The organism is Verrucomicrobiota bacterium, from assembly GCA_034440155.1.
GTDB lineage: Bacteria > Verrucomicrobiota > Verrucomicrobiia > JAWXBN01 > JAWXBN01 > JAWXBN01.
Genome location: JAWXBN010000041.1, coordinates 1 through 15,169, shown reverse-complemented (window position 1 = coordinate 15,169; position 15,169 = coordinate 1). Strand labels below are relative to the sequence as shown.

At 54.4% G+C, this 15,169-nt stretch carries 14 protein-coding genes; 8 read left to right on the top strand and 6 right to left on the bottom strand.

Going from position 1 to position 15,169, the window contains the following annotated elements; genetic code table 11:
* The first annotated feature begins 54 nt into the window (after positions 1–54).
* On the top strand, positions 55–1,545 hold the full coding sequence (locus SGI98_04360) for a hybrid sensor histidine kinase/response regulator (protein MDZ4742636.1): 1,491 nt from the start codon (positions 55–57) through the stop codon (positions 1,543–1,545).
* Positions 1,546–2,154: 609 nt separating this feature from the next.
* Here SGI98_04360 and SGI98_04355 read toward each other — a convergent pair.
* Together SGI98_04355 and miaB are read right to left on the bottom strand one after the other, a co-directional pair.
* The gene (locus tag SGI98_04355) at positions 2,155–2,760 is read right to left on the bottom strand and encodes an ATP-binding protein (protein ID MDZ4742635.1); all 606 of its coding nucleotides are present in this window, start codon (positions 2,758–2,760) and stop codon (positions 2,155–2,157) included.
* Positions 2,757–4,118 carry a tRNA (N6-isopentenyl adenosine(37)-C2)-methylthiotransferase MiaB gene (gene miaB / locus SGI98_04350; GenBank protein ID MDZ4742634.1) on the bottom strand — a complete coding sequence of 454 codons (1,362 nt, stop codon included), beginning with the start codon at positions 4,116–4,118 and terminating at the stop codon, positions 2,757–2,759. The genes SGI98_04355 and miaB overlap by 4 nt, the downstream gene beginning before the upstream one ends.
* Positions 4,119–4,426: 308 nt before the next feature.
* Here miaB and rpoN point away from each other — a divergent pair, with 308 nt between their 5' ends.
* Entirely contained in the window at positions 4,427–5,815 is a 1,389-nt protein-coding gene (gene rpoN, locus SGI98_04345) for an RNA polymerase factor sigma-54 (GenBank protein ID MDZ4742633.1), read from the top strand.
* Positions 5,816–5,881: 66 nt separating this feature from the next.
* On the opposite strand, the gene SGI98_04340 is transcribed toward rpoN, so the two are convergent.
* Together SGI98_04340 and SGI98_04335 are read right to left on the bottom strand one after the other, a co-directional pair.
* The gene (locus SGI98_04340; protein ID MDZ4742632.1) at positions 5,882–6,220 is read right to left on the bottom strand and encodes an L-rhamnose mutarotase; all 339 of its coding nucleotides are present in this window, start codon (positions 6,218–6,220) and stop codon (positions 5,882–5,884) included.
* Between the two features lie 80 nt (positions 6,221–6,300).
* Positions 6,301–7,503 carry a uroporphyrinogen decarboxylase family protein gene (locus SGI98_04335; protein ID MDZ4742631.1) on the bottom strand — a complete coding sequence of 401 codons (1,203 nt, stop codon included), beginning with the start codon at positions 7,501–7,503 and terminating at the stop codon, positions 6,301–6,303.
* 57 nt (positions 7,504–7,560) lie between these two features.
* Between SGI98_04335 and SGI98_04330 the strand changes: the two genes are divergently transcribed.
* From SGI98_04330 to SGI98_04315, 4 genes are all read left to right on the top strand, one after another.
* Positions 7,561–8,421 carry an AraC family transcriptional regulator gene (locus SGI98_04330; protein MDZ4742630.1) on the top strand — a complete coding sequence of 287 codons (861 nt, stop codon included), beginning with the start codon at positions 7,561–7,563 and terminating at the stop codon, positions 8,419–8,421.
* 455 nt (positions 8,422–8,876) lie between these two features.
* Entirely contained in the window at positions 8,877–9,194 is a 318-nt protein-coding gene (locus SGI98_04325; GenBank protein MDZ4742629.1) for a hypothetical protein, read from the top strand.
* Positions 9,195–9,637: 443 nt separating this feature from the next.
* Positions 9,638–9,898 (top strand): type II toxin-antitoxin system RelB/DinJ family antitoxin, encoded by a 261-nt coding sequence (locus SGI98_04320; protein ID MDZ4742628.1) that lies wholly within the window; start codon positions 9,638–9,640, stop codon positions 9,896–9,898.
* Entirely contained in the window at positions 9,895–10,158 is a 264-nt protein-coding gene (locus SGI98_04315; protein MDZ4742627.1) for a type II toxin-antitoxin system YafQ family toxin, read from the top strand. Before SGI98_04320 ends, SGI98_04315 begins: the two co-directional genes overlap by 4 nt.
* A 99-nt stretch (positions 10,159–10,257) precedes the next feature.
* On the opposite strand, the gene SGI98_04310 is transcribed toward SGI98_04315, so the two are convergent.
* Positions 10,258–12,816 (bottom strand): VWA domain-containing protein, encoded by a 2,559-nt coding sequence (locus tag SGI98_04310; protein MDZ4742626.1) that lies wholly within the window; start codon positions 12,814–12,816, stop codon positions 10,258–10,260.
* Between the two features lie 279 nt (positions 12,817–13,095).
* Here SGI98_04310 and SGI98_04305 point away from each other — a divergent pair, with 279 nt between their 5' ends.
* Complete coding sequence (locus SGI98_04305) at positions 13,096–14,187, top strand: SGNH/GDSL hydrolase family protein (protein ID MDZ4742625.1); 1,092 nt, start codon at positions 13,096–13,098, stop codon at positions 14,185–14,187.
* A 214-nt stretch (positions 14,188–14,401) separates the two neighbouring features.
* Here the strand turns inward: SGI98_04305 and tnpA are convergent, their stop codons facing one another.
* On the bottom strand, positions 14,402–14,854 hold the full coding sequence (gene tnpA, locus SGI98_04300) for an IS200/IS605 family transposase (protein ID MDZ4742624.1): 453 nt from the start codon (positions 14,852–14,854) through the stop codon (positions 14,402–14,404).
* 31 nt (positions 14,855–14,885) lie between these two features.
* On the opposite strand from tnpA, the gene SGI98_04295 reads away from it, so the two are divergent.
* Entirely contained in the window at positions 14,886–15,029 is a 144-nt protein-coding gene (locus SGI98_04295) for a hypothetical protein (protein ID MDZ4742623.1), read from the top strand.
* The last annotated feature ends 140 nt before the right edge of the window (positions 15,030–15,169 follow it).

The following is a 15,169-nucleotide window of genomic DNA, read 5'->3' as shown; positions in this document are numbered from 1 at the left end:
GCTCGACAACGCTCGAACTAACCCTTCAATAACGCACCCCACTCCCCCATCCCCATGACTGACGACCACACAAACATCCAAAAAATCATCCGCCAGCATGCGCACGATGTGAGGAACTCGATCAACAACCTCGACCTCCAAACCGTGTTACTCGAAGATCTGGGAACCGACCCCGAGGTGGCTGAGACGCTGAAGGGGATGCGCGCTGAGTTCACTCAGTTGGAGGTCACGGTGAAGGCGTTGCAGTCCAAATTTGCCGAGCCGCAACCAGGCACGCCCACGGCTGATGATTTGACACAGTTCAAGGATCCACAAACCACCCCAATGGGAGGATGCGCAGAAGTAGAAGCACGAGGAACAAGGCCCCCGGCCCAACCACGGGACGCCGCGGATCCCTCCAGCATCACAGCACCTGAGACCGTTCTGATCATCGATGATCAAGCGCGGAACCTAGAGCTCATCGGCGCCGTGCTCACGATGGCCGGATATGAAGTCATCTGCGCGAGCAGCGGTGAAGACGCGTTTGCACTACTCGCCGCAAATACGCCCGACCTCATCCTCCTCGACATGCTCATGCCGAGGATGAATGGCATTGAAGTGTGCAGCAAGCTCAAGGCCAAGGCTTGCTGGGCGGACATTCCGACCATTTTCCTCTCTGCTGCGGACGATAAAAATCTCATCGTCGAAGCCCTCGAATGCGGCGGCGTGGACTACGTCACCAAGCCATTTAACAAAGCCGAACTGCTCTCCCGCGTGCGCACCCATCTCGCCTTAAAGCGAACGCGCGAAGAGCTACGTGACCTCGCCGAGGACAAGGACGAATTACTCGGTCTGCTCACGCACGATCTTGGGAATGATCTCACGGGCCTTTACGTGTCCGCTGTCGCTCTGGAGCGGCAGCTCGACACGATCCCGGCACTCTGCGCTCCACTCGTCGTGAACATCGTGCGCTCTACAGAAGCCGTGACCGCGTTTGTACAGGAGTTCCTTACCAATCAATCTGCTGAGCGAATCAAGGTGCTAGCCGAGCCGCTCGACATTTGCATTATTCTCGAAGAAGCGGAGGAGCGGCACACACTCGTCGCCGAGGCTAAGCGAATCACTCTTTTCGTCGAGCTTCCTGAGCACCCTCTTTATGCACACGCGGATCGGGAGGGACTCCCACGCGTACTCGACAACTTGTTGTCCAACGCCATCAAGTTTTCATCCGCCGGCAGTTGCGTGACGCTCACCGCCGGTGTAGGCCCGCTAGAATGGATACACTTTTCCGTCAGCGATGAAGGCCCCGGATTCACCGCCGAAGACCGAGAGAAAATGTTCCGCCGCTATGGCCGTCTGAGCGCCAGACCAACGGCTGGTGAGCACTCCACGGGGCTTGGTTTATCTATCGTCAAGCAACTGGTGGAATCCATGAAGGGCCGCATCATCGTGGAGAGCAAGGCCGGAGAAGGCGCCTGCATCACGGTGACACTGCCCGCAGCATTGACAGCGGGTGAGATATCCCCCGGAAACGGCCCGATCCTAAATCCTTCGGTTGTCGAATAAAAGATAGGGAGGAAAAGTCTGACCGAGCGAGTGTGTAGGGCGAGCGGCCCTGCTTGCCATCGGGACTAGAGTCTCACGCACACATCCGGCATTCGGCAACCGGGCCGGTCGTCCTACAGGGGAAAATTAAGTTTGCCCATCCTCACACCCACCATTCTTCGTGGTGCAAATTGCGCGAAGAAAGGGATGATGGAAAAGCCTGACCGTGCGAGTGTGTAGGGCGAGCGGCCCTGCTTGCCATCGGGACTAGAGTCTCACGCATACATCCGGCTTTCGGCAACCGGGCCGGTCGCCCTACAGGGGAAAATTAAGTTTGGCCTGCTGCGTCACACCCACCATTCTTCGTGGTGAAAATTGCGCGAAGAAAGGGATGATGGAAAAGCCTGACCGCGCGAGTGTGTAGGGCGAGCGGCCCTGCTTGCCATGGGCCAGAGTTTCACGCACACATCCGGCTTTCGGCAAACGGGCCGGTCGTCCTACAGGGGAAAATTAAGTTTGCCCATCCTGATCCCCACCATTCTTCACGGTGCAAATTGCGCGAAGAAAGGGATGAAGGAAAAGCCTGACCGCGCGAGTGTGTAGGGCGAGCGGCCCTGCTTGCCATCGGGACTAGAGTCTCACGCACACATCCAGCTTGCGTATAATACATTCGAGTTTGCGGGCCATGCCGCCTTCATTGGGGATGATCATGTGCTGTGGGTGATTTTCCCAGGCTGCGCGCAATTTGCGGTCGGTCTCCAGAGCCTCCTTGACTGACTCGAACCGGCATTCATTCGTCTGGTAGGAGGAATGGTCCTCCGCGCCGTCGGCGTGGGGCGTAAGGTGGACAACCCGGTCATGACGTGCTAGCAATTTGCCCTCATCAGTGCCGAGCTCTACCAAAATCCGTTCCCAATCAGCGGCGGCGGTGTAGGCTTTCCCGTCCAAGGCCCCGCGGTCACAGAGGAGGAGGACTTTACCGGATAAAACCCCGGCGACACGTACCAGTGAATCCTCCAGAGCGATTTGTTCCTGGAGGATACCTTTTTGCAAATGATAAACTTTATCGGATAAAAAATCGTGGATCGTGAATCCGCTCCCGAAAAACAGGGTCGCCACCTCGGGCACACAAATGGTCCGGTATCCGACCCGCGCCAGTTCCTCGATGAGATCGTGTTGTGCCGTTGTTTTGCCCCCGCACGGCCCGCCCGTGAGCACGATCCTCGGGATTTTCATTCATCATCCCTGTGGATATCAATATCCGCGTAGATGGTGAACCCGGTAGTTTCCTTCACACGCACGGGGGTAATTTGCCCGACATGGCGGGAGCTAGCCCCATCGACGACGACGAGGTGGTTCTGCCGCGTGCGTCCGCAATACCGCAATTCATTATTTTTACTCGGGCCTTCGATCAATATCTCGACATTCTTCCCCACAAATTGCGCGGTTTTCCGCCGGGCGATCTCGCGCTGGTCCTCGAGCAGGATTTGATTCCGCTCTTCCTTGACGGATTCGGGCACTTGGAGTTCATCGGGCATCGCGGCGGCGGGGGTGTCTTTGCGTTTGGAATAACGGAAGATGTATGAATTATCAAAATCTCCCTCTTTAAGCATCCATCGCGTCTGCTCAAAGTCTTCATCCGTTTCCCCTGGGAACCCGACGATGATATCCGTCGTCAGCCCGATATCGGGACGCACGGCGCGCAATTTGCCCACGAGCTCGAGATATTTCTCCGTCGTGTAGATGCGGTGCATGGCTTTCAAAAGACGGTTCGACCCTGATTGCAGCGGCAAGTGGGCGTGTTCACAAAGTTTCGGCAGCCGTCCATAAGCATCGACGAGATCTTGTTTGAACCCGATCGGATGGGGCGAAGTGAACCGGATCCTCTCGATCCCGTCGATTTCGTGGACGGCCTCTAATAATTGGACAAAGGGGGATATCCCGTTTTTTGTTTCAAATTCATGGCGCCCATAGAGATTGACGATTTGCCCGAGCAAAGTGACTTCCTTGATTCCCTTTGCGGCATAAGCGCGGACTTCCTCGACGATTTGTCCGGTCGGGCGGCTGCGTTCATCCCCGCGTGTGAATGGCACGATACAAAAGGTGCAGTGCATATTACATCCCTGCATGATCGAGACAAAGGTGGTGACTTGACGTTCATCCAGGATTTGTTCGCGGATTGTATTCTGACTGTCGAGCTCGGCTTCCGTATCACAAATGTGATCTAATTCACCAGCCTCCAGCAATTTGTCCACGTACTCCGCCACCCGGTGGAATTTCTGTGTGCCCACGACCATATTCACTCCGGGCATTTGTTTGAGCAGCTCTTCCCCCCGTGATTGGGCCATACAACCGAGGAAGCCTAGGACACGCTTACGGCGCCCGCGCAAATTATCAAAGGCGAACCCGGTCATCTTATTGATCGCCTTCTGCTCAGCCATATCCCGGACGCTACAAGTATTCAAAAGTATGACATCCGCTTCATTACGATCCGGTGTCAGGGTATGCCCCCGAGCCACGAGCTGCGAAGCCACTTGCTCCGAGTCACGCTCATTCATCTGGCAACCGTATGTCTTGATATATATTTTGGCCATAAGGGAAAGGTGAAACCTACCACACCCGTTACCTCTTTCACGAGATTTTTTTTTGAGGGAGCTACAGGGTTTTCTTTAAATTTGGCAGGTGATCGCGGAAAGAGTCGCACTGTGCGCTTTGTATCCCTGGCAGTGGATAAACCGATTTCACGCATTTAGATTAGAAACAAGGCCGCGCCTCGTGCCCTGTCGCTGGCAGTAAAATGAGTGGTTTAGCTTGTAAACAAAAAATGATGAAGCATTTTCCGTGCCTAAAATGAATCGATTTAGTTGACGCAGGCCATTTTTGGGGTAACTATGAGTACTTAATGGCCGGAATGGAATTCAATATTAGTCAAAAACTCGGGACATCGATTGCGCCGCAAATGCAACAATCGCTCCAGATGCTTCAGGCGTCCACGCTCGAACTCCAGTCCATGGTCCACCAAGAGCTCCAAGCAAACCCGGTCCTAGAGGAGGTCCTCGAAAAACCCAAGGATGAGGACGCCCGGGACGAGGACGGGTTATCCTCGAGTGATGAAGATTCCGATCCTTTCGGTGATGATGACTACGATCCGGGTTACCAGAATAATTTGCGTTATGACAAGGCCGATGAGGAACGCCGCCAGTTTTTCTTTGATTCCGTCACGGAGCGCGAATCGCTGCAAGCTCATCTGCTTAACCAGATTCCCCTTTCCGAGTTAAACAAAAAAGATAAGGAAATGGCCGAGCTCCTGATCGGCAGTATCGATGACCGGGGATATCTGGCGACGCCGCTACAGGAGATTAGTTACTCCGGAGGCCATTTAGAGAATGACTTAGAAAGGGTCCTCTACATCATCCAGACTTTCCATCCTGTCGGAGTCGGGGCGCGCAATCTCAGTGAATGCCTCGCGATCCAGCTCGAGCGCCTCGGCAAGGCCGAATCCCTCGAATCCGCCATCGTCACGAAATACATCAATGAACTGAGTCATAAAAAGTACCCGGACATCGCACGCCTCTTAAAAGTGCCGGTCACCGAGGTCCAAAAAGCCGCTGACTTTATCGCCACCCTTTCACCGAAACCCGGGTCGATGTTCTCCGCAGACGCAAACCAATATGTCATCCCGGATGTCGAGATCCGACGGGTGGAGGGGGATTTCCTGATCATGATTAATGACACCCAAATCCCAAATATCCGGATCTCGGATACTTACAAGGATATGATGGGGTCAGAAGGCCGCAGAGAGGTGCGCCAATATATCCGGGACAAAATCCGGGCCGGGAAATTCCTGATCAAAAGTATCCACCAACGCCAACAAACCATCATGAATATCGCTCGGGAACTCCTAAAGCACCAGCGTGAATTCTTCAACAAAGGATCCTCCCACCTCAAACCCCTGACCATGGCGCAAGTCGCCAAAGATGTCGGGGTCCATGAAACCACCGTGAGCCGGGCCATCGCAAATAAATACATCCAGACACCCTACGGTATTTTCGAAATGAAATACTTTTTCACGACTGGTTACACCTCCGAGTCCGGGGAGGTCGTCAGTAATGCCTCCGTCAAGGATGCCCTCGCCGAACTCATTAAAACCGAAGACCCCAAAAGCCCCTTTTCCGATATGGACATCGTTGATCTCTTGAATAAAAAGGGTATTCCCATCGCCCGCCGTACGGTCGCCAAATACCGCCAGGAACTCAATATCCTCCCCAGCAATTTGCGCCGGACTTATTAAAAAAAAAAGAAAGTTTTTCGCTCGGACCAGAATAACAAATGGTGCCGCCTTGCCGAGTAACCCGGATCAATCGCAGTGAAAGACCTCTTCCGTCCCCGCCCACCATTCACCGGGTGCCCGGTCGTCTAGGGGAATATGGCAGGGTTTATTTATCGCCCACCACTCTTGCGTGATCGGGGCCGCAGCCATTTTGGCCATGTCCGTCTCGAAATCATTACCGATGTATTCGAAGTAACTGAAAAGATAAAGCTGGCCGTCACCAAAGGTACGCAAATAAATGGAATAGTTTCGGATATTGACCTCGCGGATGACCGCTAGCACCTCGGGCCAGACGGCTGCGTGCAGCTTTTTATATTCCTCGGCCTTCTCCGGGCGCAGGACGACAACGGAACCATAACGTTTCATAAGCGTATCTTTCGTGAGGGTGATGAACTAATTGCTCTCTCTCCCCCCGGCATCCACCAAAAAGGATGGCACCGTCAATCTCAGATTTTCTCATCACACTCGCCGAGATTTAAGGGGTAACTCCCGTACTCCCTGACGAGTTTCACAATGTAATCGTAGGTCTGCCCCGACACACCGCTGCTCACGGAGTGGTCACTCTGGAAGATCATGCCCCCGCCCTTAGCTGCGTTGAGTTTCCGTAATACCTCGCGCCGGATGGCCTCGTGGTCACCGCTCTCCCAGACCTGCATGTCGCTATTCCCGCAGAATCCAATCGTGTGCCCGTACTGGCGGCGCAGGGCCACGGCATCCATACCCGCCTTTACCTCCAGTGGGTTATAGGCGTCGATCTTGATATCAATGTAGTCTTTAAAAATCGCGTGCACATTTCCGCAACCGTGGTAGATCACCGGCAGCCCGGCCTCATGGGCAGCAGCCGCGATCTGGGCGACCCAAGGCTTAAAATATTTCCGCCAGTACACCGGGGAAAAGAGCAGGCATTTCTTATACGCCACATCTCCCCAGATGACAAATCCGTCCAGCAAACCTGCACCCGCTGCAATCTCCGCTTTCGCCATCGCGAGGCAATAAGCGCCAATACGATGAATGACCTCACCCATTTCTTCCGCGTGCTCGCCCATCCACATCAATGCGTTGGCCTGACCGATCAGGCGTGTGAGGTATTCGCTGGCCTCGACGATACTGCCATAGACCGGGAAGTCTGGCCGCAGTGATTTCACCGTTTCAATCCAAGCCGGGGTATTCCTCTGGAAACCGTCACCGACCCCCGCGATCTGGTTATCCCCCGCGCTGAAGAACCGCCGGGGATCGTCCGGAGCGTCAAATCTCACCACCTGCAGCTTTTCAAAAGTGTCCGTTTCCCAAGCACGCATCTCGGGCATGGGATGCTCCAGATGTTTATGCATGATCGCCCCGAACCCCGTTTTTACCGTGACCTCCTCGGCCGTTTCGGAGATGGTTTCAAAGGGCCGGATCCACGGATCCATATTTGGCACCGTGACGATCCAGTCCAGATCATAATAATAATAGGGATTCGCATCATCCGCGAGCCCGAGCTCTTTGCGCCAACGCCGGGTGAATCCACCCCAGAAGAAATCACTGATGGGTACCCGGTCGGGTTCCTCGTGGCGTAATGCCTTATTCATACGCTCCAGCTTGAGGAGAGTGTTCTCTTTACGGTCAGCGACTCCGGCTGACACTCCGATAGTATCGAACATGCTCATGCTCTCCTTTATACTCCACACTTGCCTTTCCCGTCTATATCCCCCATCCTCAGTTTTGTGTCTGATCCGATCATGCCCCGTATTAATCTCGGTGCCTATGACCAACCCTTCTCCGGTGTCGGTGTGGAATTTGACCCACTCGGCCTCAAGCCCGGCCGCACCGGCATCACTCTCCACGAGACCGGCTATCTCGAGATGAATACTCACTGGAATTTCCCCGGTGTCTTCAGCCCCTTCTGGCGGCTCTACAGTAATGCCAAACGTGGCCATCTCGTGCTCTTTAATGAACAAATGACCGAACTCCTCCCTGGCCGCATCGTCCTCATCCCGCCGCACAGCCTCTTTCACTGCCTCGGGGCTAACCCGGTCCCCTCCTTCTGGATGTCCTTTAGTTTCTCCGGTGTCCCCCATCCGGACTGCAAGCCCCCGCTCGTGCTCGAGACCCGTGACACTGAGTTATGTCTGATCCGCGACATTAGCGGCCTCGTCCGAGACACCCCCGACGCACACCCCACCGATGCCCTCTATCGTAATAGCCTCGCCCTCCTCCAAGTCACCCTCGCCCGGCCCGAACTCGTCTGGCGCCCACCCCTGCCCGACAACCTCCGCCGCGTCCGCACTTATATCGAATCTCACCTCGCCGAAAAACTGCCTGCTGGTGCACTCGCCCGCATCGCCGGTATGAGCATCGCCGGTTTCAACCGTGCCTTCCGTAAACACCTCGGTACCTCACCCGCCCGCCATGTCACCGAGATCCGCGTGCGCGAGGCCGCCCGCCTCCTTCTCCAGGACACACCCACGATCGACGACATTGCCGAATCCATCGGTTTCCCTCATCGCGCCTACCTCAGCCGCATTTTTAAGCAAGTCACCGGCCACTCCCCCGCCGCCTTCCGCCGCCAGCACCGACCAGAATGATTTTACTATAATAGGGAAAATGTCTGTACCAAATCGCTCGTGTCGAAAAAGCAAATGGTTCGGGCGTGCGGAAATTCTTTTCGACGGATACCTCATTTTTGATAGATTTATATATCATAAATACTGTTACGACCGCTGATTTGAGAACCCAATTTCGCCGGGTTTCTGCATGGATTGAGAATGGAGAAAGTGTGGAGATCATCAAGCGAGGAAAACCCTATGCACAGTTAGTGCCCGTCCGACAAAAAATCAGCAAAACTCCCCGGAAGAAAATCGACTTTCGGGCACAAGCGATAAAGATATGGGGGAAACGGAAATTCTCAGCGCAGGAAATGGCTCAAATGCGGCAGGCAGAATACGATAATGGTTTCTGATGAAAAAACTGTTTTGCGGACACTTCGTTTTTATGTGGGTTGTGAAGAGTGCAGGTTAACTCTCAGCAAGCTTGGGATTTTATGAATTCATTTCAGGGGGAGGTCGTCCTGTCCACACTGGTTTTGTGGGAGTTTCGTCAGGCGGCCCGTTTTCAAGTCTTTCGCCACCATCAGGATCGCACACAGGGATATTCCAAAACGCAGGCCGATAAACTTTTTGCCGCGCTGGATTCTAACCTCGCTGACAAAGCCTTCATGATTTCAAAAGTGGAATGGTCGGATGTGCATAGCCGTGCGGAAGGTGTCTTTCGGCGCAATACACCATCAAGGGTGGTCACCGGCCTATGGACATTCTCCATCTATCCACATCCATGCATTTGGGCCTGCCCTCTTTTCTGACCCTCGACACGAACCAAAAAAAACTGGCGACGGCAACAGGATTAAAGGTGCCGTTGTAATTTTGCAGGGAGAAGGCAAGCAGGGCCGCTGGCCCTACACGAAATGAGTTTGCCCGTCCCGTTTTTTTATCCTTCGTGTCTTTCGTGGTCTTCGTGGTGAAAACTGCGCCCTGACTTTATTTTTTTCATCAACCATGAGCAAATTGCTCCAGACCGTGGCAAGCAGGGCCGCTCGCCCTACACACAAAAACTTTCCGCTCTCTTAGCGGACTTGTGCCGTGAGACTTTTGCGGGCGAGCAAATTGCGCAGGGAGTAACCGGTGCGGGTGAGGAAAACGTCCTCCTTTGAATTAGAGCTTCTCTCCCCACCGTGTCGGTGAGCTAAATCATTCCCAAAAAATAAGATTTTCTTGATGTGTGTTGCATTTGTGATACATTTACTCTATGCCACAATCAGCAGTAGTTCATGCCAGAATAGACCCAGCAACAAAGGCCGCCACTGAAAAGGTGCTCGACTCCTTGGGGATGACGCCGACCGAGGCGATTCGACTCTTCTACCGACAGATAGCCATCAGGAAATCATTTCCATTAGAGTTACACGTTCCCAACAAGCTGACTGCTACAGTGCTCGCAAAAAGCGATAAGAATCAGGATATTGAGACATTCGAAACCGCCAATGACCTCTACGCTTCTTGGGACAAATGAGGCTTAGCCAGACAAATCAATTCAAGAAGGACATCAAGCGGGTATTGAAACGAGGCAAAGACCTTACAAAACTGAAAGCTGTTATTGACCTCTTTCTTGCAGGAGACCCACTGCCTCCTCGGAATCGTCATCATCAACTCAGCGGGAACTGGGCAGGTCACAGAGATTGCCATATCGAACCCGATTGGATTCTGATATACAAGATTTTCGATGATGAACTTCGGCTAGAACGAACAGGGACTCATTCGGATTTGTTTTAAAAGAACGAAGCGTGCGGCAATTTGCTCCTGCCCAAAAAGTAAATGGTTCGAGGTGGCAAGCAGGGCCGCTCGCCCTACACGCAAAAACTTTCCGCTCTCTTAGCGGACTTGTGCCGTGAGACTTTTGCGGGCGAGCAAATTGCGCAGGGAGTAACCGGTGCGGGTGAGGAAAGCGTCGAGGAGGAAGGCCAGGAGGAAGGTGATGAGGAGGAATTGTTTAAAGTCGCGGAATTCCGCACGGCGGGGGGCTTTCCAGATCGAGGCGAGGTCAGTGCGTTCTTGTCCAGCAGTGGCGGTGGCCAGGGTGGCGAGTTCCTCTAAGCGGTATTCATCAAAGGCCCATTCTTCATTACGCCCGAGGATGACCGGGCCGAAGGGCAGGATGTATTCACCGGCTTGGACCGCGCCGCGGATGGGATGATTTGGCATGAGCTTCATCCGCGTGGAGAAACGCCCCGGCGCGACACGTTCCCATGTGGGCCGGAGGACTTCCTGATCCTTAAATCCCGTCAGGGCGAGTCGCGGCGGGTGCAGCGAGAGGTCCAGCTCACGGGTGGAGTCGTAGAGCAGCTCGATGACGAGGTCTTCCCCCTCCAGGGTACTGCGCACCGACAGGCCGGAAGGGACGGGTTTACCCATCAGCCATCGTCCGAGGGTCTGGATAAAATCGCCGTAGGCCGGCCATGCCCGCACGCGGGTGCTGAAATCTCCGCCGAGAGGAAATGACACAGCGGCGGATCGGCCCAGGCCACGTTGCCAAAAGGCGACCAGCGGGGCGGTGTATTCATCCTTTGTATTCAAGGCACTGGTCGCATCGGCCCTGAGATAACTGAGGTTATATCCATCGACATCATGCATCCAGTCGATCGGACGCGCGGAGATTTCGAGCCATCCGGCGGTGGGACCAGTGCTGGTGGGCTCATCAATAAAAGTCGAACGTGCCACGGCGACGGTTTCCTGGGCAAATAACGCGGGTAGCTCAGAGGCATTTGCATTAAAGAAAATCCGCCCGTTACCGAGCTTTGCAATGTCTTTGAGGAGCTCTGCGTCGCTATCCTTTTCGGTGCCGAGACCGATGACACTCACTGTCGCCCCGGCTTTGGTCATTTCGGCCAAGAGCTTTTTGTATTGTCCGGGCTCTTCGGTATCCGCCGCGTCACTAAAAAGGATCACGTGTTTCTGGCCTTGCTGCGCTTTCTTGAGCTCGGCCCAAGCCTTTGAGAGTCCCTCGTACACAAATATCCCGCCGCCTGTGCTCTGGATACGGCGGATCCCGTCATTGATCTTTTCACGGTTCGGCCCGACGATACACAGTGGGACGAATTCATGAGCGAGTGAATCCACGGCAAAAACCGTGATCGCATCCTGGTCCCCGAGTAAACCGACAGCCGTGGCCGAGCCTTCATTGGCGAGGTCCATTTTTGTGGTGCCGGGTTTCCCCCCGGCGACGCCGACAGCCATACTCCCCGATCGATCCATGACGATGGCCATGGCCACTGAGAGTTTCCGGTGTTCCTGCCGTAGCTCCATGGACACCGGCAAGATCGCATCGACTGGGGATTGGAAAAATCCGCCGGAACCGAAACTTTGTTTCCCGCCCGCCATCAGGAATCCACCCCCTTGCTCACGCACGTAGAAAGGAATCGCCTTGAGAAAGTCAGGGGCGATCCTGTATGCCGGCACATTATTAAAGACCACGAGCTTGACCCCGGACAGATGCCCCAGCGTGAGTGTGCCTGGTTTATCCACGAGCTGGACGGTGAATCCTTGTGCGCGCAAGATACCCACCAGCGGGTCGTCTGGGTAGGCGCTCACGAGCAAAATGCGCGGGCCGGCGGTGATCTCGATCCAGTTCGATATCCGGTTATTCGCCGCGATACTGTCGGCAGCGGGATGGATCACGGCGGTGTACTCAAATCCCCCGGGCTGATCGATTTTGTCGGTGAACCGCGCCAGGCCCCGGCCATTCTGGATTTTGACATTTGTGCGGATGATGGGAGTCGCGCCACGGTAAATCTCCAGGGGCACTTGCCCGTCGGGTGACCCGCTTAGATTAATCTCGAGCAGGAAGGGTTCAGCGATTTGCACGCGCCCGGGTAAGACCAGGCTGTCGAGCTTGATATCGCTGTCATGATCGACTTTGGCTAGGCGGTAATCCATCGCGACACCTTGCGCGCGGAGTTTACCTTCCAGCCCCGAGAGACTCTCGGTCGAGTATCCATCACTGAGGACGAGCACCCGCGAAGCGCGGTCGGGAGACATCCGGGAAAGCGCAAATTGCAACGCGAGGGCTGTGCGTGAACCGTCCCGCCCGCTTTCAAAGGCTGTGCTCGTATCGGATTCATCACGGAAAAATGGATTCTCGGCGTAGTCCACAAAATAGAGGTGGTCGTCGCTGCCCTTGCTCCGCGAGAGTAACGACTGCCATTCCCCCAGGTTTTTGGCCATGACCTCTTGTGTAGAGGCGGACTGATCCACGAGTACCCACAGGTCGAGGCCGCGGCCCGTGCGCCGCATCTCGGGCTGGACCAGCAAAAGGACCAGTAACCCCACACAAATCGCCCGCCGCGGCAGCCGTAATCCAAGCACCGGCCAACGCCACCCGATAAAAATCAGGATGGGAATCAAAATCAGCCATTCGGGTGAACCTAGCCGCATCCCCCCAAAGCTATCGGGTTCCTCCCTCTAAAGTCAATGCCCCCCTTCGTAAAAGACAAATTAATCCCCCGGCGCGGGGGGGGGAATCCATGATCCCCATTTCTCGGTTCATCATAAAATCAGGTTCAGTTCGCAAGAAGGCTGGGCGGGGGGGGCGCACTCCGGCCCAAGGCTTTTTTGACGACCGAGGTAAAGCTGGTGATTTTCGGTCTTGCCAAAAGGGGGCCGGGCACTTTATGAAGCTAACCGGAATTAACCCTTTTACCCGCCCTATCCCCTATGAAAATGAAATTTATTTTATTAATGACTGTGCTCTGCTTTGGAGCCAGTACTGACCGTCTTTGTGCTTATTCCGGTATTATCGCCTTTGGCGACAGCCTCTCCGACCGGGGGAATATGATCAATAAAGTCGGTTTTAACCTAGGACCTTTTACCGGTTATGATTTCACCTATTATACAAACCAGTTTAATGCATTTGGCACACCGGCCAACGGGCGCTGGTCCAGCGGGCCGACTTGGATCGAGTATTTGAACGGTAATCTCCAAGCTTCAGCCACAAATGCCGCCCCGATCGATCTCGGGGCGAATAACGGGACCAATACCACCGGGGCGAACTTTGCTTGGGGCGGATCCACCACGGCGGGCGGGACCATTACATTTTTCGGGCTGCACAATCTCCAGCTCCAAGTGTCGAATTACGTCGCGATCTCATCACAACCCTTTCTCCCCACTACATCCAGCGCCCTATATTCGGTATGGAGTGGGGGAAATGACGCGATCAACTGGGTAACGGATAATACCAATACCTGGACCATGTCCAGCCTCGATGCCCAGACTGCGACCTCCACCAGTAACCTCGCCACTGCCATCACCAGCCTTTATAATAATGGCGCGCGCAGTTTCATCGTGCCAAATATGCCTGCCCTCGGATTCAAACCAACTTTCGTCGGCACCACCAACGAATATTGGGCCAATACCTTCGCGACGAATTTTAATACAAAGCTGGATGTGCAACTCTCCACTTTGGAAGGAAGCCTTTCGGGTATTTCCCTCGTCCGTTTTGATATCTTTTCATTATTTAACTCCGTGATCAACGACCCAAATGCCTTCGGCTTTACCAATGCCACCCAACAATCCTTTACCTACATGAATCCCGGCCCGGACGTGATTGTCGCCGACCCGAGCAAATATGTCTTTTGGGACGGCACCCATCCCACCAGCTACACCCATCAACATATCGGGAACGCCGCCTATCTCGCCATCACCGCGGTGCCTGAACCCTCCACGATAACTTCCTTAGTGGCCGGGTTATTCATCCTCGTCTCATGCGCGGTACTCCACCGGAAAAGAGTTTTCCGTAAGGAGTCTTGAAGGACGCTCCTGCCCGAGCCGCGCAATTTGCTCCCAGGAAAAACTCCACGCAAAGGAGGAGCAATTTGCGCCACGAAGACGACGAAAGGTAGGAAGGATGAAAAGGCGGATGGCCAAACTCTTTCCTGTATAGGGCGAGCGACCCTCACTTGCCACGAGCCGGGATTTTACGGACACACTCGACATTCGATTCGACAACGCGGGGGGGGGAGAATCAGTCCCAGACATAACGTTCGTCGTATTCGATTCCGTATTTGGAAAGGAAGGCGCGGTATTCCTCTTGAAAGGTGTGGGTGCGGTGATGTTCTTCTTGGTTGTCGATGTAATGGAGCAGGGTCTCTTTTTGGCTCATCCCGACGGAGAAAACCCCGTATCCTTGTTGCCAGGAAAAGTCGGTGAGCGCGGGATCCTGAGTTTTTATCCATTTACTGGAAGCGGTTTTGATTTCCTTGACCAAATCTGCAACGGATAGGGTGCGGGAGAGTCGCACAGCCATGTGAATATGATCTGCCACACCGCCGACGCGATAGGCTTCGCAATCGCATTGGCGCGCGGCACCGGCGAGGAATGCGTGAGTCTTTTCACGCACGTCCTTTTCCAGCCATGGCTGGCGATCCTTCGTGCTGAAGATCAGATGAATGAGAATATTGGATAGAGATTGAGGCATGTTTTTTTCTTCGTTTAGAGATTATGCCCCAATGGGGCAATCCATACAAGCCCGGGGTGCAACCCCGGGCGGGTATGATTCATCCGTGATGAATGAACGCCGCATTGGAATCGTTTGGGCACACGTTCGTCATCCGACAATATGCGGCGTTCCTTCAGAACGCGGGGATAATTGACGTTTGATACCCAGGGTTTCACCCCGGGCTGGTATGCGGGGGCCCCTTTGGGGCAAAAGATCGCCCCAACGGGGCGGTGCATACCAGCCCGGGGTTCCAACCCCGGGAACGGGGAACAAAGCATTTATGCGTTCTGAAGG